The sequence below is a fragment of the Caballeronia sp. AZ1_KS37 genome, from assembly GCF_023631165.1.
Classification (GTDB): Bacteria; Pseudomonadota; Gammaproteobacteria; order Burkholderiales; family Burkholderiaceae; genus Caballeronia; species Caballeronia zhejiangensis.
Genome location: NZ_JALQDP010000030.1, coordinates 476,156 through 492,739 on the forward strand (window position 1 = coordinate 476,156; position 16,584 = coordinate 492,739).

General features: G+C 63.0%; 16 protein-coding genes. 11 read left to right on the plus strand and 5 right to left on the minus strand.

Features of this window, described 5'->3' with window-relative positions:
- Positions 1–14 precede the first annotated feature (14 nt).
- On the minus strand, positions 15–1,421 hold the full coding sequence (locus NCS00_RS18485) for a cytochrome c peroxidase (protein ID WP_175979468.1): 1,407 nt from the start codon (positions 1,419–1,421) through the stop codon (positions 15–17).
- Between the two features lie 201 nt (positions 1,422–1,622).
- Between NCS00_RS18485 and NCS00_RS18490 the strand changes: the two genes are divergently transcribed.
- The 3 genes from NCS00_RS18490 to NCS00_RS18500 are packed head-to-tail and all read left to right on the plus strand — an operon-like array spanning position 1,623 to position 4,210.
- Entirely contained in the window at positions 1,623–3,185 is a 1,563-nt protein-coding gene (locus NCS00_RS18490) for an FAD-dependent oxidoreductase (protein WP_250440686.1), read from the plus strand.
- A gap of 10 nt (positions 3,186–3,195) precedes the next feature.
- Positions 3,196–3,813, plus strand: a complete 618-nt coding sequence (locus NCS00_RS18495; RefSeq protein WP_250440687.1) for a UdgX family uracil-DNA binding protein — start codon at positions 3,196–3,198, stop codon at positions 3,811–3,813.
- Positions 3,814–3,829: 16 nt separating this feature from the next.
- Positions 3,830–4,210 carry a DUF3175 domain-containing protein gene (locus NCS00_RS18500; protein WP_008353024.1) on the plus strand — a complete coding sequence of 127 codons (381 nt, stop codon included), beginning with the start codon at positions 3,830–3,832 and terminating at the stop codon, positions 4,208–4,210.
- Positions 4,211–4,276: 66 nt separating this feature from the next.
- Here the strand turns inward: NCS00_RS18500 and NCS00_RS18505 are convergent, their stop codons facing one another.
- Entirely contained in the window at positions 4,277–4,438 is a 162-nt protein-coding gene (locus NCS00_RS18505) for a hypothetical protein (RefSeq protein ID WP_167561849.1), read from the minus strand.
- Positions 4,439–4,615: 177 nt separating this feature from the next.
- On the opposite strand from NCS00_RS18505, the gene NCS00_RS18510 reads away from it, so the two are divergent.
- Genes NCS00_RS18510 through NCS00_RS18520 form a run of 3 tightly spaced genes read left to right on the plus strand, consistent with a single transcriptional unit; the run spans position 4,616 to position 6,593 of the window.
- Complete coding sequence (locus NCS00_RS18510; RefSeq protein WP_175979471.1) at positions 4,616–4,783, plus strand: hypothetical protein; 168 nt, start codon at positions 4,616–4,618, stop codon at positions 4,781–4,783.
- A 22-nt stretch (positions 4,784–4,805) separates the two neighbouring features.
- On the plus strand, positions 4,806–6,125 hold the full coding sequence (locus tag NCS00_RS18515) for a PQQ-dependent sugar dehydrogenase (protein ID WP_502801587.1): 1,320 nt from the start codon (positions 4,806–4,808) through the stop codon (positions 6,123–6,125).
- Positions 6,126–6,593, plus strand: a complete 468-nt coding sequence (locus tag NCS00_RS18520) for a hypothetical protein (protein ID WP_175979473.1) — start codon at positions 6,126–6,128, stop codon at positions 6,591–6,593.
- 27 nt (positions 6,594–6,620) lie between these two features.
- On the opposite strand, the gene NCS00_RS18525 is transcribed toward NCS00_RS18520, so the two are convergent.
- The gene (locus NCS00_RS18525) at positions 6,621–8,816 is read right to left on the minus strand and encodes a hybrid sensor histidine kinase/response regulator family protein (protein ID WP_250435963.1); all 2,196 of its coding nucleotides are present in this window, start codon (positions 8,814–8,816) and stop codon (positions 6,621–6,623) included.
- A gap of 197 nt (positions 8,817–9,013) precedes the next feature.
- Positions 9,014–10,216 (minus strand): ammonium transporter, encoded by a 1,203-nt coding sequence (locus NCS00_RS18530; RefSeq protein WP_175979474.1) that lies wholly within the window; start codon positions 10,214–10,216, stop codon positions 9,014–9,016.
- 314 nt (positions 10,217–10,530) lie between these two features.
- Between NCS00_RS18530 and NCS00_RS18535 the strand changes: the two genes are divergently transcribed.
- Both NCS00_RS18535 and NCS00_RS18540 read left to right on the plus strand, forming a co-directional pair.
- Positions 10,531–11,325 (plus strand): crotonase/enoyl-CoA hydratase family protein, encoded by a 795-nt coding sequence (locus tag NCS00_RS18535; protein WP_250440688.1) that lies wholly within the window; start codon positions 10,531–10,533, stop codon positions 11,323–11,325.
- A 13-nt stretch (positions 11,326–11,338) separates the two neighbouring features.
- On the plus strand, positions 11,339–11,989 hold the full coding sequence (locus NCS00_RS18540; RefSeq protein ID WP_034471932.1) for a phosphoribosyltransferase: 651 nt from the start codon (positions 11,339–11,341) through the stop codon (positions 11,987–11,989).
- Here NCS00_RS18540 and mdeB read toward each other — a convergent pair.
- Positions 11,986–14,694, minus strand: a complete 2,709-nt coding sequence (gene mdeB / locus NCS00_RS18545) for an alpha-ketoglutarate dehydrogenase (RefSeq protein ID WP_250440689.1) — start codon at positions 14,692–14,694, stop codon at positions 11,986–11,988. The two genes, NCS00_RS18540 and mdeB, sit on opposite strands and share 4 nt — an antisense overlap.
- 139 nt (positions 14,695–14,833) lie before the next feature.
- Here mdeB and NCS00_RS18550 point away from each other — a divergent pair, with 139 nt between their 5' ends.
- The 3 genes from NCS00_RS18550 (at position 14,834) to NCS00_RS18560 (ending at position 16,582) form a co-directional block, all read left to right on the plus strand.
- Positions 14,834–15,364 carry an Lrp/AsnC family transcriptional regulator gene (locus NCS00_RS18550; protein WP_008353006.1) on the plus strand — a complete coding sequence of 177 codons (531 nt, stop codon included), beginning with the start codon at positions 14,834–14,836 and terminating at the stop codon, positions 15,362–15,364.
- Between the two features lie 158 nt (positions 15,365–15,522).
- Positions 15,523–16,335 (plus strand): mechanosensitive ion channel family protein, encoded by an 813-nt coding sequence (locus tag NCS00_RS18555; RefSeq protein WP_250440690.1) that lies wholly within the window; start codon positions 15,523–15,525, stop codon positions 16,333–16,335.
- A gap of 82 nt (positions 16,336–16,417) precedes the next feature.
- Complete coding sequence (locus tag NCS00_RS18560) at positions 16,418–16,582, plus strand: FmdB family zinc ribbon protein (protein ID WP_008353004.1); 165 nt, start codon at positions 16,418–16,420, stop codon at positions 16,580–16,582.
- Positions 16,583–16,584: the final 2 nt, after the last annotated feature.

The following is a 16,584-nucleotide window of genomic DNA, read 5'->3' on the forward strand; positions in this document are numbered from 1 at the left end:
GGCGCGGGTGCGGCTTACTGCGTGCTCGCCGCCAGCGGCGTATAGGTTCCCGTGAGTGCCTTGAGGAACGCGACGATCGACTCGACATCCGCTTCCGATAGCTTCGTTCCCACTTCGTACTTCGCCATGTCGCGAACGGCCTGATGCAGGTCGTTCACGTTGCCGTCGTGGAAATACGGCGCGGTCAGCGCGACGTTGCGCAGTCCCGGCACCTTGAAGCGATGCAGATCGCCCGGATCGCGTGTCACGTTCGCTCGGCCTTTGTCCGCATCCGTCAATGCAACGCCGCGCGCCGCGAAGTAATCGCCGGCAAGTCCCATCCGTTCATACGACTGGCCGCCGAGATTCGCGCCGACGTGACAGGTCGCGCAACGGTTCGCCTTGAATAGCTGATAGCCGCGCAATTCCTGCTCGTTGAGTGCGGTCTTGTCGCCGCGAAGATAAGCGTCGAAACGGCTCGGCGTCAGCAAGGTCTTTTCGAATTCGGCGATGGCGTCCGTGATGTCGTCGCCCGACCAGCCGCGTTCATACACACTCGTGAAGGCGCGCGTGAACTCCGCATCCTTGTTCAGCTTCCCGATGATCTGATCCCACGAAACCGAAGCCATCTCGACCGGATTCAGCGGCGGCCCGCCCGCCTGATCCTGCAGCGTCGCGGCACGTCCGTCCCAGAACTGCGCGTGATTCAGCGCCGCGTTGAATACGGTCGGCGCGTTCACGCCGCCGAGTTGACCGCCCACGCCGAGCGATAGCTTGCGGTTGTCGACGCCACCGGTTCCGAGGCCATGACAGCTCGCACACGAGATCGAATTGTCAGACGACAGGCGCGGATCGTGGAACAGGCGCATGCCGAGCGCGACCTTGCGCGCATCGACGGGCAGCGATGCCGGCAATGGCTGCACCGGCTCGTTCGCGAATTCGTCGCTTACGCCGTGCGTCGCATAGTTCGCTTTGCGGACATCGGCGATCCATTCGAGCAGCATGTCGCGATCATCCTGCGTCAGGCCCGTGCTCCAGTGCACGGCGCGGAACGCAGCGGGCGGCATCGTGCCGTCTTTCACGACTGTTTCGAGCTTGGCGATATCGGCTTCAGGCGCGGGCGTGCCGTCTTCGAGAGCGTTGTAGAGCGCGTCGATACGGAAATGACGCAGCCCTTTCTCGACGTCATGCTTCGATAACTGCGCGATGCCAGGCCATGTCGAATACGACGGCAATTCGGCCTTCGTCGAATGGCAGTAATAGCATGCGTTGCGGTTCAGCACGTTGCGAATGGAACCCGCTTGCGCCGACGACACCGGCCCTTCTGCGGCCTTGCTCGCATACGCCGTGTCGTGCAGATACGCATAACCCGACATGCCCAGATATCCTGCAATGACGACCCCCGCGACCGCTAACAACGACTTCTTCAACATGTTTGACATCGACTGGCTCTAGCTTTCGAATTAGTTGGCTAGCGATGCTAACGAACGCGGCCGGAATCGTGGTTGAGAGCCGTCAACGTTCTTTCCCGGACAACTTGTCGCGCCTGATGCGTGGCGTCGAATGCCGTGCGCCATGGCGTCGCATGAGCGTCGAGGACCGTTTATTGCTTCCCGCTCATTCGATGACCACCGGAGAGTGCGATGCCCCCCACCCTGCATAAAGTCGCGCGTTTCGCGGATCTGTCCGCCGGGCGCGGCACGCGCGTGTGCGTCAAGAGCGAAGACAAGGACGCGAAGGACATTCCGATCCTCCTCGTGCGCGACGGAGAGAATGTGCGCGCGTACACCGCCAAATGCCCGCATGCGGGCGGGCCGCTCGACGAAGGCGCGATTTGCAACGGGCGCATCGTGTGTCCGTGGCACAAAGGCACGTTCGATGTCGGCGACGGCAGTCTCGTCGAGCCGCCGCCTTTGAAGGCGTTGACGCGCTATGAAGCGATGCTCAAGGACGGCGATGTGTATGTGTCCGCGCAACCCATGGAGAGCGGCGACGTATCGCAGAAACAGACCAACGATAGCCGGACCATGCTCATCGTGGGCGCGGGCGCGGCGGGCTCGGCCGCTTGTTCGGCGTTGCGCGAAGCCGGTTTCGGCGGACGCATCGTGTTGGTCGGCGGCGACGCGCGCGAGCCGTACGATCGCACCTCGCTCAGCAAGTTCACGCTCGCGGGCGACATGCCACCCGACGACGTTCCGCCCCTGCTCGACGACGATTTCTTCGCGAAGCACGACATCGAACGCAACGAATCGCCTGCCGTTCATCTCGACGCGAAGAACCGGCGCGTCGAACTCGCAAACGGACACAAAATCGATTACGACGCCGCGCTCGTCTGCACCGGCGGCGTGCCGAAGCCGCTCACGACGCCCGGCGCAAACCTCGCGCATGTACATCTGCTGCGCACTCGCGACGATGCGCGTGCGATCCTCGGATCGCTCGAACAGCACAAGCGCGCGGTGATCGTCGGTGCGAGTTTCATCGGGCTCGAGGCGGCTTCATGTCTGAGGAAGCGAAACGTCGACGTGACCATCGTCGCGCCGGGCAAGGTGCCGTTCGCGAAGCAGTTCGGCGAGCGCATCGGCGAGATGTTCAGAAAGCTGCACGAGAAGAACGGCGTGACGTTTCATATGAATGCACGCGTAAGCACATTGAGGGGCGGCAACGCGGTAAGCGAAGTGATCCTCGATTCCGGCGAGAAGATCGCAGCCGATGTCGTGCTCGCGGGCACGGGCGTCGATCCCGCCACGTCGTTTCTTGCGGATGTCGAGCTCGCGGACGATGGCGGCATCGATGTGGACACGTCCATGCTCGCCGCGCCCGCGCTCTATGCCGCCGGCGATATCGCGCGCTTTCCGTTGCCGTGCTCGGACCAGCGCGTGCGCATCGAGCATTGGCGTGTCGCGCAGCAACATGCGCGCGTCGCCGCGTACAACATGGCGGGCAGCGCACGCACGTATGTCGGCGTTCCTTACTTCTGGACCTATCACTACGAGAAGACCTTCGACTATCTTGGACATGTCAGCGAGCCCGACAGCATCGAAATAGACGGCGATCTCGAAGCGCAGCATTTCATCGCGTATCTGATGAAGGATGGACGCGTGGGCGCGGTGGTCGCGTGCGAACACGACGCCGCCGTGTGCCGTCTCGCCGAAGCGATGCGCGAGCCGCTCACGCTCGAAGACGCACGTCGCATCGCCAACGCCTGAGCGCGCGAACATGGCCACGAAACGCGCCGATATCAACCCGCAACAGACGCCCGCATCGCTCGACGAATGCCGGCGTTGCGCGCTCTGGGAACACGCGACGCAAGCGGTGCCGGGCAACGGTCCGCGTCATGCGCCGATCATGATCGTCGGCGAGCAGCCGGGCGATCAGGAAGACTTGCAGGGCAAGCCGTTCGTCGGGCCTGCCGGCGCGATGCTCGATCGCGCGCTCGAAGAAGCGGGCGTCGCGCGCAAGGAGGTGTATGTAACGAACGCGGTCAAGCACTTCAAGTGGGAACCGCGCGGCAAGCGGCGTCTGCACAAGACGCCTGCGCAGCGCGAGATCGATGCCTGCCATTACTGGCTCGATCGCGAGACAGGCGATGTTGCGCCGCAAGTGATCGTCGCGCTCGGCTCGACTGCGCTCAAGTCCGTGTTGCGCGATTCGAAGGCGACCCTGCAGGCCTCGATGGGGCACGCGCTCGAACACGAGGGACATGCGATCGTCGCGACCTATCATCCTTCGTTCGCGTTGCGCGCGCCCGATCCGGAGACACGCGAGCGTGCATACAAGGCAATCGTCGAAGCGTTGCGCGATGCACATCGGCTCGTCGCGCGTCATCGGAAATAGCGTTGAGGGAATGACTATGACAACGAGCGCAAAGACAGCAGCGAAAAAGAAGAATAGCGGCAAGCGGCCCAGCACGCGCCAGCGGCATTCGCTTGCGAGCGTCCGCAAGAAGCCGGAGCGCACGACGCATCGCTGGTCGCATCATGTGATGGAAACGAGCGATGCAATGGATATTCAGCGCGACATCTTCAAGACCGGCAACGCGCAGGAGATCGCCGATTCGCTCAAGCGCTCGTCGACGCGCAGCACCCGCCGCAAGGGCTCGCCGTTTCAATCGGCAATGTCGATGCTGAACTTCTACATCAATCGCGCGGGGCGCAATCTGCCGAAGTCGCGCAAGAGCACGCTGGAACGCGCGAAAAAACGCTTGCGCGAAGCGTTCGGACGCAAGCCCTGAAACGTCCGCGCGGCCTCGTCGGAACGAGGCCGCGCGCGTTGCGTGGCTACCGCTTCTCCATGAAGATCAGGGTTGCCGCTGACCGCCCTGATGCTGTGGCAACGGCTGATTCTGCTGCTGCTGACCGCTCTGCTGATCCTGTTGCGGTTGCCCCGGCGACCGGTCTTGCTGGCCGTGCTGCTTGGGCGTCGATGGCTGATTGCCCGTTTGCTTTTGATTTCCGCTCATGAAGCCCTCCTGGCTAAGTCATCGCGTAGGTTAAAAGCCGCGGCTTGCGCCGCACGATAGTGCGAGCATCGCGCGTACCAGAACGGACGTCCGCATGATGCGGGCGCTTCGCAACGTCACGAGGAACGTCTCTTGCTTCCGCTAAAAGACGATTCGACCCGCTCAAAGGAGACAGCAATGGCACAAGAACCTCCTCTCAATCCCGGCGATGAAGCCGAGCCCGGCGCGCCCGGTACCGGCGAAGACATCTGTCCGGACTGCAACGGCTCGGGCAAGCTCGAAGGCGCCGACTGCAAGACGTGCGGCGGAACGGGCAAGGTGACGCAAGGCATCGGCGGCGGTTGAATCGACGTTTCAGGAGTCACGTTTGAAAACGCATCCGAGCCATCTGGCAGGCACGGTCGCGCTCGCGTTGTTGCTCGCGAGCGGCGCGGCCATCGCCGACGATTACGCGAACGACTTTGGCCCGAACCCGACGCTGCCCGCACCGCGCAGAGCGATGATGCCGACGGTGAACATCGCGCCTGCCGAACCTTGGGCGCAGGGACAAAAACCCATCGCGCCCGAGGGTTTCGATGTGACCGCGTTCGGCACGGGGCTCGAACATCCGCGCTGGCTCGCGACGCTGCCCAACGGCGACGTGCTCGTCGCCGAAAGCAATGCGCCCGCGAAGCACGACGAAAACGCCGGCATTAAAGGCTTCGTCATGAAGAAGGTGATGAAGCGCGCGGGCGCGGCCGTTCCAAGCCCGGACCGCATCATGCTGCTGCGCGATGCCGATGGCGACGGAATCGCTGAAACGCGCAGCGTGTTCATCGACAAGCTGCATTCGCCGTTCGGCATGGCGCTCGTCGGCGACGATCTCTACGTCGCGGATACCGACGCGATCCTGCGCTTCAAGTACGAAAACGGCACGACGCAAATCACGACGCCGGGCGAGAAGTTCATCGACTTGCCTGCCGGCGATATCAACCATCACTGGACGAAGAACATCATCGCGAGCCGCGACGGAAGGAAGCTCTACGTGACGGTCGGCTCGAACAGCAATGTGGCGGAGAACGGCATCGACGCGGAGAACGGCCGCGCGGCGATCATGGAAGTCGATATCGAATCGAAGCAGTCGCGCCTCTTCGCGACGGGCTTGCGCAATCCGAACGGCATGGCGTGGCAGCCGCAGAGCGGCGCGCTCTGGACCGTGGTCAACGAGCGCGACGAACTCGGCAACGACCTCGTGCCGGACTATCTGACCTCCGTGAAAGACGGCGCTTTCTATGGCTGGCCATACAGCTATTACGGCCAGCATGTCGATGATCGCGTGAAGCCGCAACGCGCGGATCTCGTGCAATCGGCGATCGCGCCGGACTATGCGATCGGCGCGCACACCGCTTCGCTCGGTCTCGCGTTTTATGACGGCACCGCATTTGCGCAACGCTATCGAAATGGCGCGCTCATCGGTCAGCATGGTTCGTGGAATCGCAAGCCGAGAAGTGGCTACAAGGTGATCTTCGTGCCCTTCGACAATGGCAAGCCTTCAGGACCGCCCGAAGATATTCTGACGGGCTTTCTGTCGTCGGATGGTCATGCGCTCGGCCGTCCTGTCGGCGTGGCGATCGATGGCAAAGGCGCATTGCTCGTCGCCGACGATATCGGCAATACGGTGTGGCGGGTCGCGCCCGCCGCGAAATAAATGGCCGCGCGAAAGTCGGCACGCGGCGCGCCGGGTCTCTTCGCGCTCGCGGAAAAGCAGATCGTCGGGCTTTACGATGCGGGCGTGATGTCGCCTGCGGTGCTGCATCACGTCGTCGCGGCTTACGCGAATAGCAGCATCGACTGGAACGAAGATGGCACGCTGCAAACCGTCGATGGCCATACGGTGCACGAAGCCGTCGTGCTCGTGATGATGCCGGGACGTGCGTTGAAGAACGCACGCAAGGACTTCATCTCCGTGGTCGAGCATCTCGCGGGCGGCGCGCGCGAGATGCAACAGGACGAAGCGCAAGCCGAGGACGACGAAGATCTCCTGACTCAACTGGGCGGCGACCCGTCACCGCCGCGCGCGAAGGCGCGCGCCGCGAAGAAGAACACGGAAGAAGAAGCCGAGCCGAAGCGCGCGGCGTTCAATCCGCTCGTCGGCGCGCGTGCCGTGCGCAAGTAGCGGCATCACGGCACGCGCCTGTCGCGATCAATGCGGCACGCCCGGCGCGATGAGATCGAGCAGATCGTCCATGTCGAATGGCTTCGCGAGAATGGGCACGCCGAGATGCTTCGCGCGTTCGAGTTCATCGGCATAACCCGTCATCAGCACGAGCTTCTGCGATGGCAAACGCGACATGATCTGCTCGGCCAGATCGATGCCGTTCATGCGGCCCGGCATCTGCACATCCGACAACACGAGATCGAATCCATAACCTTCGCCCAATAGCGCGAACGCGGCATCGGCGCTTTCTTCGTGATGCACCGCGCAGCCGAGCACTTCGAGCACCGCCGTCACGCCCGCCGCGACATCCGCGTTGTCTTCCACGAGCAGCACCGACGTGCCGCGCAACGGCTCGTCTTCTTCATCTGATACGGGCACGATCGGCGGCGTCTCGACATCGGGCGGCACATAGGCCTTCGATTCCTTCGGTGCCGGACCATGATGGCGCGGCAAATAGAGGCGCACGGTCGTGCCCGATCCCGCCACGCTCGTGATGCGCGCCGTGCCGCCCGCCTGCTCGCACGCGGCGAGCACCTGCGTGAGGCCGAGGCCCGTGCCCGCGCCGCGCTGCTTCGTCGTGAAGAGCGGCTCGAACGCGCGGCGCTGCACTTGCTCGGTCATGCCTTCGCCGTTGTCGGTGATCGAGACGAGCACGTATTCGCCATCGGGAATATCCGTTTCCGCGCCGCGCACGCGCGCGTTCTGGCAACGGATCAGCACACGCCCGCCGTGCGGCATCGCATCGCTCGCATTCACCGCGACGTTCACGAGCGCGATCTCCAGTTCGACCCGATCGGCCATGACGCGCCACAGATCGGGCGATAACTCCAGCGTCACCGCGACGGACGGATGCACCGATTTCTTCACGAGATCGAGCACGCTTCGCAGCCAGTCGGCGGGATCGACGAGCTCGCGTTTCAGCGGCTGCTTGCGCGCGACGCTCATCAGCCGCCGCGCGAGCGATTCGGCCCCGGCCGTGGCACGTTCCACCGCGAGCACTTCGCTTTCGACGTCGTTGAAGCGCTTGTGTCGGGCAAGCTCCATGTTCGAGCCGACGACCATCAGCAGATTGTTGAAGTCGTGCGCGACGTTCGCGACGAGATTGCCGAGCGCGCCCATGCGCCGCAATTGCCGGCTCGACGCCTCGACGGAAAGGCGCGTCGCGACTTCGGCCTGCCAGCGTTCCCATGCGGCCTGCTCGGCATTGAGCCGGCGGATCGAGAACAGGATCAGCAGCCACACCGCGATGCACGGCACGAGCGCGATCGTCGCGACGAGCGCAAGGTGATTGCGCCAGCGAGCGAGAACAGCGGAGGCCGCATAGCCCGTCGACACATAGAGCGGATAGTCGCCCACGCGTCTGAACGCGAGCAAGCGATCGACGTGATCGACGGTCGAACGAAGACGCATGCTGCCGTAAAGCTCGTTGTTGCGAAACGCGGCGGTAAAGGGCGTATTGGTCGCGGGTTGCCTGCTCTCCATGGCGGCCGGAAAGCGCGCGAGGATATTGCCGTCGCGCCGATAAAGCCCGATGACGACCGCCTTGTCGCCCGCCGCGAGTTCGCGATAAAAATCGGTGAGGTAGTCGCGCTTCAACGCAATCGACACGACGCCCAGAAACTTCCCGTTTCGGCCGATGCGTCCCATCGTCGTCGTGAAGACATCCGAGCGCGCCACCTTGCCGCGCAAGGGCAACGAAAAGTACGTGACGGGCGCCACCGCACGCGCGGACTGAAAATCGTCGCGATCCTCGATCGATATCGCGGGCGCGGGATACCACCGGCTATTGGCGAGCAGCGCGCCTTTCTCGCCGAACACGGAGATCGCCGCGATTTGCGCGAGCGTGCCGCTCATGTCGTCGAGCGTGCGATGCAGCTCCGCTTCGCGGCTCTTGATGAGCGCGTCGTCGCTATCGCCGAGCAGATCGACGATGCGCGTCTCCAGTTGCTGATTGAGGTCGATCACTTTCAGCGCGTGCTCGTCGGCGACGCGCGTGAGGCGTTCCGTGAGTTCCCGCGCATCGGCGAAGCGGCGCTGATGATCGTAGTAGCCGTAGATGCAAAGGCACGCGACCGGAATGACGATGGATGCGCCCAATACGAGCAGCAGCACCTTGCGCATCGATGCGAAATGGCGGGCAGGCAGCGGCAGATCGAATGTCGCGGTCTCTGTGGAGTCCAAGCGTTGCGTCTCCGAGGAAGTCGACCGGCATATCGTAACCGGCGAGGAGTCGGAGCGGTATGAAGAATGAAGAAAACGCCGGCATTCTCTTTAAACGCGGCGAGCGCATCGGTCGCCGGCGGCCTTTCTTCTCATTTAGCCAGGCGCATGCCTGGCCACTCGTCGCAGGGCTTGTGGACCCGGCGCGAGCGTCGGCTTCAGCCGGCCAATTCGCGATCGGGCGTCGCGGATATGCGATGAATCGCGAGATCGGCGCCATTGAACTCTTCTTCGCGATCGAGCCGCAGGCCCACTGTCATCTTGATGGCGCCATACACGAGCGCACCGCCCGCGAGCGCGAGCACGACGGCGCCCGCCGTGCCGATGAGCTGCGACCCGATCGATACACCGCCGATGCCGCCGAACGCCTTCTGCCCGAACACGCCCGCCGCGATGCCACCCCACGCGCCGCACATGCCGTGCAGCGGCCACACGCCGAGCACGTCGTCGATGCGCCAGCGGTTCTGCACGCAGGTGAACATCTGTACGAAAAGCACGCCCGCGACCGCGCCGACGATCAGCGCGCCGAGCGGATGCATGAGGTCCGAGCCCGCGCATACCGCGACGAGACCCGCGAGCGGCCCGTTATACGTGAAGCCCGGATCGTTGCGGCCCGCGAACCATGCGGCGAGCGTGCCGCCGACCATCGCCATCAGCGAGTTGACGGCGACGAGGCCGCTGATCTTGTCGACGGTCTGCGCGCTCATCACATTGAAGCCGAACCAGCCGACCGCCAGCACCCACGCGCCGAGCGCGAGAAACGGAATGCTCGACGGCGGATGCGCGGCGATGCGCCCGTCCTTGTGATAACGCCCGTGACGCGGCCCGAGCAGCAGCACGGCGGGCAACGCGACCCAGCCGCCGAACGCATGCACGACGACCGAGCCGGCGAAATCATGAAACGGCGCGCCGAACGTGTGCGTGAGCCACGCCTGAATGCCGAAACGCTCGTTCCACGCGACGCCTTCCAGTAAGGGATAAATGAAGCCGACGATCACGCAGGTCGCGAACAGTTGCGGATTGAACTTGGAGCGCTCCGCAATGCCGCCCGACACGATCGCCGGAATCGCCGCGGCGAAGGTCAGCAGAAAGAAGAAGCGCACGAGCGCATAGCCGTTGTGCTGCGCGAGGATATCGGCGCTGTGCATGAACTGCACGCCGTACGCGATGTTGTAGCCGATGAAGAAGTACGCAAGCGTCGACACGGCGAAGTCCACGAGGATCTTCACGAGCGCATTCACTTGATTCTCGCGGCGCACGGTGCCGAGTTCGAGAAAGGCGAAACCTGCGTGCATCGCAAGCACCATCGCGGCGCCTAACAGCAAAAAAAGAGTGTCGGTTCCGGATTGGAGTGCCTGCATGATTCGAGCGATTGGTCTGGAAGAGGCGCACGTTTTTGCAAGTTCCGGGCCAACTTGGCGCAGACGGCATCCAAACGGTGCAGACGCTTTGCGCAGCGCGGATTGGCATGGTGCAACGGGCCGCGACGCTAACTTTTTCGGTGCGCCCGATCTTGGTGCAGTGCCCCGTTGCATGGCATTGAATGCACCGAGCAAGAGCCAAATATTTCGATGCGAAGGGACGTCGTAGGCTTATCGCAAGCATGCGATGCGATGCACGTTCGCGTTGCGCGGCGAGTATTCTGAAGACTGGTCGCGTGCAAAACGGAGTGGCCATGACCTCACGCATCGAACGATTGGGCGAGCACGTACGCATGGAATTGCATGAGCGCGATGCGCGTGTCGCCACGGTCGTGCTCGATCGGCCCGCGCGTCGCAATGCCGTCGATCGTTCCATGGCCGACGCATTGCGAGAGGCGTTCGAGCGCTTCGATGCCGACGATGCGTTATCCGTCGCCGTGCTATGGGGCGCGGGCGGCACGTTCTGCGCGGGCGCTGATCTGTCCGCACTCAACGATGACGCGCGCCGCAACGAGATCCATGCCGACGGCAGCGGCCCCGGCCCGATGGGACCGACGCGGCTCACGCTGCACAAACCCGTGATCGCCGCCATCGCCGGTCATGCGGTCGCGGGCGGACTCGAGCTTGCCGCGTGGTGCGACCTGCGCGTCGTCGAGGAACACGCGGTGCTGGGCGTGTTCTGCAGACGCGTCGGCGTGCCGCTCATCGATGGCGGCACGATACGGCTGCCGCGTCTCATCGGCATGTCGCGCGCGCTCGATCTGATCCTCACTGGCCGCGCCGTCGATTCTGACGAAGCGCTCGCTATCGGCCTTGCGAATCGCATTGCGCCGGCGGGCGAAGCGCGCAATGTCGCCGAAGCGCTCGCATGCGAACTGGCCGCGCTGCCGCAGGCCGCGTTGCGCGCCGACTTATGCTCCGCGCACGACAACGCATTCGATGCCGACCTGGGCCGCGCCTTGCAGCGCGAAGGCGCGAGCGGATATCGCGCGGTGTTCGATGAAGGTCTCGAAGGCGCGACGCGTTTCATCGCAAGACATCGGGACTGAAAGGACGAGCGACATGAACTCAGTGTTCGAGAACCGTAGGGAAGCGGGCCGCGAGCTCGCGCAGCATCTCGGCGCGTATGCGGACCGTGACGACGTCACCGTGCTCGCATTGCCGCGCGGCGGCGTGCCCGTGGCATACGAAGTCGCACGTGCATTGCGCGCACGGCTCGATGTGCTCGTCGTGCGCAAGCTCGGCGTGCCGGTGCAGCCGGAACTCGCGATGGGCGCGATCGCATCCGGCGATGCGTTCTTTCTCGACGAGCGCATCGTGGAATATGCAGGCGTCGGGAAAGACGAACTCGATCGCGTGATCGCGATGGAGCGCGCCGAGCTCGAGCGGCGCGAGGCGCTGTATCGCGGCGACATGCCGCCGCTCGATATGAACGGACGCGTGGCGATCGTCGTCGATGACGGCATGGCGACCGGCGCAACGATGAAGGCCGCGGCGATGTCCTTGCGTCATGCGCGCCCGTCGAAGATCGTCGCGGCGCTGCCCGTTGCGCCGCTCGATTCGGAAGCGCGCGTGGAAGATATCGTCGATGAATTCGTCTGCGTGATGCGGCCGCATCGATACTTCGGCGTCGGGCAGTTCTACATCGACTTCGATCAGACGAGCGACGACGAAGTGCGCGAGTTGCTCGATGCGGCCCGCAAGGATGTTTAGCGCAGCCAGGGCGCGTCGCGCGATTCCTGCGTCTTGCCGTATTTTTCACGCGCGGCCTTCAACGACTGCTTCTCGATGACGCCTTCGTCCACGAGCGATTTCAGCGCGGCGATGACGATCGATACGCGATCCACTTCGAAGAACTCACGCAACGATTGACGCGTATCGCTGCGGCCGAAGCCATCGGTGCCGAGCGTGACGTAACGGCGCGGCACATACGCGCGAATCAGTTCGGGCACCGCGCGCACATAGTCCGTCGCCGCGATCACCGGCCCGCGCGATGATTCGAGCGCGCGCGTGACGAAGGGCACGCTCGCATCGTCGTCGGAGAGGCGCGCCGCGCGCTCGCATGACGCGCCATCGCGATGAAGCTCCGTGAAGCTCGTCACGCTCCACACGGCGGCGTCGATGTTCCAGTCGTCTTTGAGCATCATGCGCGCGGCGATCGCTTCGTTGAGGATCGCGCCCGAGCCGAGCAATTGCACTTGCGCATTGGCATCGCCGCCGATGCGATAGATGCCGCGCAAAATGCCTTCGCGCGTGGACGCATTCAGCGCACTGCCGGGCGCGGAAGGCTGCGCGTAGTTTTCATTCGTCACCGTGATGTAATAGAACACGTCGTTCTGGCGTTCCATCATCTCCTGCATGCCTTCATCGACGATAGCCGCGACTTCGTACGCGAACGCGGGATCGTAAGCGCGGCAGTTCGGAACCGTCGATGCAGAGAGATGGCTCGTGCCGTCCTGATGCTGCAAGCCTTCGCCGCCGAGCGTCGTGCGGCCCGCCGTCGCGCCGATGAGAAAACCACGCGAACGCTGATCCGCGGCCGCGAAAATCAGATCGCCGATGCGCTGAAAACCGAACATCGAGTAATAGATGTAGAACGGCAGCATCGGCAGATCGTGCACGCTGTATGAAGTCGCCGCCGCGATCCACGACGACACCGCGCCCGCCTCCGAAATGCCTTCTTCGAGAATCTGCCCGCGCGTGTCCTCGCGGTAATAGAGCATCGAGCCCATGTCTTCCGGCTCGTATAACTGGCCGAGCGGCGAATAGATGCCCACTTGCCTGAAGAGATTCGCCATGCCGAACGTGCGCGCCTCGTCCGCGACCACAGGGACGACGCGCGGTCCGAGGGTCTTGTCCTTCAGCAAGCTGCCGAGCATGCGGACGAAAGCCATCGTCGTGGACATTTCCTTCGCTGATGTGTCGAGCGCGAACTGGCCCCACGTAGCGAGCGCGGGCGGCGTGATGCCAAGCGAAGCCTTCGCGCGACGTCGCGGCAGATAACCGCCCAACGCCGCACGACGCTCGTGCAGATAGCGCATTTCGGGCGCGTCATCCGCGGGCTTGTAGAACTTGAGCTGCTCGACATCGTTATCGGAGAGCGGCAGGCGGAAACGATCGCGGAACTGCTTGAGATCGTCGAGATCGAGCTTCTTCTGTTGATGCGTCGTCATGCGGCCCTGCCCCACCGCGCCCATGCCGAAGCCCTTCATCGTCTTCGCGAGAATCACCGTCGGCTGGCCCTTGTGCGAAAGCGCCTTCGCATAAGCGGCGTGGAGCTTGCGCACGTCGTGACCGCCACGGCGCAAACGGTCGATATCTTCATCCGACATATGCGCGACGAGCGCCGCGAGTTCCGGATTCTGCCCGAAGAAGCGCTCGCGGTTATAGCGGCCGTCATTCGCCGAGAAAGTCTGGAATTGGCCGTCGACGGTATGCGCAAATGCGCGCAGCAATGCATTGGAGCGATCGCGCGCGAACAGCGCGTCCCAGTCCGAGCCCCACAAGACCTTGATGACGTTCCAGCCCGCGCCGGTGAATTGCGCTTCGAGTTCATCGACGATGCGCCCGTTGCTGCGCACAGGGCCATCGAGCCGCTGCAGATTGCAGTTGATGACGAACACGAGGTTATCGAGCTGCTCGCGCGCTGCGAGCGACAGCGCGCCGATCGATTCCGGCTCGTCCATTTCGCCATCGCCGAAGAAGCCCCAGACCTTGCGGCCTTCCGTGTTCTTGAGATTGCGGTTCTGCAAATAGCGCATGAAGCGCGCTTGATAAATGGAATTGATAGGACCGATGCCCATCGACCCAGTGGGGAACTGCCAGAAATCCGGCATCAGCCAGGGATGCGGATAAGAGCACAAGCCCGGTCCCGCGATCTCGCGCCGATAATGCTTCAGATGTTCTTCGCCGAGAAAGCCTTCGAGGAACGCGCGCGCATAGACGCCCGGCGACGAATGCGGCTGAAAGTAGACGATATCGCCGCCATGCGTTTCATTCGCGGCTTTAAAGAAGTGATTGAAGCCGACCTCGAAAAGATCTGCCGCCGATGCATAACTTGCGATATGGCCGCCGAGTTCGCCATAAGCCCGATTCGCGCGCACGACCATCGCGAGTGCATTCCAGCGCAACACCGCGGCGAGCTTTTCCTCGATGTCGAGATTGCCGGGATAAGGCTGTTGCTGCGCCACGGGAATCGTATTCGCATAAGGCGTCGCGCGCGCCCGCGCCGATTCGACGCCCACCGACAGCGCGTGCTCCGCGAGCCGGTCGAAAAGATACTGCGCGCGATCCTTGCCTACGTGTTCGACGACCGCATCGAGCGCCTCCAGCCATTCGGCGGTCTCGCCGGGATCGATGTCCTCGCGTCCCTTGGCAATGGAAAGAAGCTGGGTGGTACCGCTCGACAAGTCCGTCATGGCGCGACTCCGCGTTGGCTAGAGAATACGCTCAAGCATATCCATTTATGCGCAGAATGTGCGTCTCATTTGGCTGCCTTCTCGCTTTGCTGTAGTGTGTTTATTCTTCGGAAACGCCAAAAACCGGAATCTTTCGACTATGACAGCACACTCGAAGCAGCGCCTCGACCGCATCGACATTGGCATATTGAATGAGCTACAGCAAAACGCGCGCATCACCAATTCGGAACTCGCCCGCGCCGTCAATCTTTCGCCGACGCCCTGCTTCAACCGCGTGCGCGCGCTGGAGAAGGCGGGCCTTTTCAAGCAGCACGTCACCTTGCTGAATCCGGAAGCGCTCGGGCTTTCCATCAACGTCTTCATTCAGGTCAGTCTGGAAAAGCAGATCAAGGATGCGCTTGCCCGTTTCGAGCAAGCGATCAGCGAGCGGCCCGAAGTGATGGAGTGTTATCTGATGACGGGCGATGCCGATTACCTGTTGCGCGTCGTATTGCCCGACGTCGCCGCGCTGGAGCGCTTCATCCTGGAACGGCTCACGAAGATGCCAGGCGTTTCCAACATTCGTTCGAGCTTTGCGCTCAAACAGGTGCGCTATAAAACCGCGCTGCCGTTGCCCGCGTCGGGATTGACCCTGCCCGATCAGAATGCCGACGAGGCAGAATGGACCTGAGGGATAGTGCAACGAGCGGTCGATCCTTCCGACAGCACTAAACATTCCTGTAATTCTTGCGATGACGCGGTGCATCGCCTATAACTCGTGTGGCCTGTGCGGCATGTTTTCCCGGCTTGACGTGTTCTCTGACGAATTACCACGCACGCCAGAAAGACATGAACATCGAAACCGTACGTGTATTCATCATGACGCGCGGCGTCGATTTCGCGATCATGGTGATCGGCGCGATCGCGCTGTGGATCATCGGGCGCTGGCTGATCGGTCTCGTCACGAGCACGATGCGCAAGCTTCTTTCGCGCAACGGCCGCGTCGATCCCACGCTCGCGCATTATCTCGGCTCCATCGTCGGCGTCATTCTCAATCTGCTGCTCGTACTCGCGATTCTGCAGATTTTTGGCGTGCAGACGACGTCTTTCGCGGCGCTGCTCGCGGGTCTCGGTCTCGCTATCGGCACGGCATGGGGCGGGCTGCTCGCGCACTTCGCGGCAGGCGTGTTCATGCAGGTGTTGCGGCCCTTCAAAGTGGGCGATTTCGTGACCGCGGGCGGCGTGACCGGCACCGTCACTGAGCTTGGTCTTTTCGGCACGACCATCACGACGCCCGACAACGTCGCGGCCATCATCGGCAACAACAAGATCTTCTCCGACACGATCTGGAATTTCAGCTTGCTGCCGCATCGGCGCGTCGAACTGAGCGCGAAGATCGCGAATGGCGTCGATCCGCTCGATGCCATCGCGCGTCTGAAGGAAGCCGTCGCGAAGATACCGAACGTGGCGACCACGCCGCCGCCCGATGTCGAAGTGCTGTCGTTCACGCCGGAAGGACCGCTTCTGTGCGTGCGGCCTTACACCAATACCAACGACTATTGGCAGGTCTATTTCGACACCAATCGCGCGATCATCGAAACGTTCAGGCAAGCCGGCTTTCCGACGCCGGAAACGCCGCTCGTGCGCCGCGTCGTCAACTGATTTTCACGCGCGAATGCTTAACTAGAATGAGTGGAACCGGCGTGCCTTGCGCCGGATCACCGGTCGCGCGCGGGAGGATGCCATGCCGACTTATCAATACCGTTGTCAGGATTGCGGTGAGACCTTCGAGCACGCGGAGCACATCGTCGAGCATGCAACGGTGCAACTCAAATGCCCGAAGTGCGGCAGCGAGAAAGTCGCGCACGCACCGGCGCCGTTCGTCGCGAAGACCACGAAGAAAAGCTGAAC

What these genes read in the sequence shown, in the direction of transcription:
- NCS00_RS18490 (WP_250440686.1), top strand. Translation starts at nt 1,623, where the DNA reads ATGCCCCCCACCCTGCATAAAGTCGCGCGTTTCGCGGATCTGTCCGCC.
- NCS00_RS18540 (WP_034471932.1), top strand. Translation starts at nt 11,339, where the DNA reads ATGAACTCAGTGTTCGAGAACCGTAGGGAAGCGGGCCGCGAGCTCGCG.
- NCS00_RS18510 (WP_175979471.1), top strand. Translation starts at nt 4,616, where the DNA reads ATGGCACAAGAACCTCCTCTCAATCCCGGCGATGAAGCCGAGCCCGGC.
- NCS00_RS18535 (WP_250440688.1), top strand. Translation starts at nt 10,531, where the DNA reads ATGACCTCACGCATCGAACGATTGGGCGAGCACGTACGCATGGAATTG.
- NCS00_RS18520 (WP_175979473.1), top strand. Translation starts at nt 6,126, where the DNA reads ATGGCCGCGCGAAAGTCGGCACGCGGCGCGCCGGGTCTCTTCGCGCTC.
- NCS00_RS18485 (WP_175979468.1), bottom strand. Translation starts at nt 1,421, where the DNA reads ATGTCAAACATGTTGAAGAAGTCGTTGTTAGCGGTCGCGGGGGTCGTC.
- mdeB (WP_250440689.1), bottom strand. Translation starts at nt 14,694, where the DNA reads ATGACGGACTTGTCGAGCGGTACCACCCAGCTTCTTTCCATTGCCAAG.
- NCS00_RS18560 (WP_008353004.1), top strand. Translation starts at nt 16,418, where the DNA reads ATGCCGACTTATCAATACCGTTGTCAGGATTGCGGTGAGACCTTCGAG.
- NCS00_RS18500 (WP_008353024.1), top strand. Translation starts at nt 3,830, where the DNA reads ATGACAACGAGCGCAAAGACAGCAGCGAAAAAGAAGAATAGCGGCAAG.
- NCS00_RS18555 (WP_250440690.1), top strand. Translation starts at nt 15,523, where the DNA reads ATGAACATCGAAACCGTACGTGTATTCATCATGACGCGCGGCGTCGAT.
- NCS00_RS18505 (WP_167561849.1), bottom strand. Translation starts at nt 4,438, where the DNA reads ATGAGCGGAAATCAAAAGCAAACGGGCAATCAGCCATCGACGCCCAAG.
- NCS00_RS18550 (WP_008353006.1), top strand. Translation starts at nt 14,834, where the DNA reads ATGACAGCACACTCGAAGCAGCGCCTCGACCGCATCGACATTGGCATA.
- NCS00_RS18495 (WP_250440687.1), top strand. Translation starts at nt 3,196, where the DNA reads ATGGCCACGAAACGCGCCGATATCAACCCGCAACAGACGCCCGCATCG.
- NCS00_RS18530 (WP_175979474.1), bottom strand. Translation starts at nt 10,216, where the DNA reads ATGCAGGCACTCCAATCCGGAACCGACACTCTTTTTTTGCTGTTAGGC.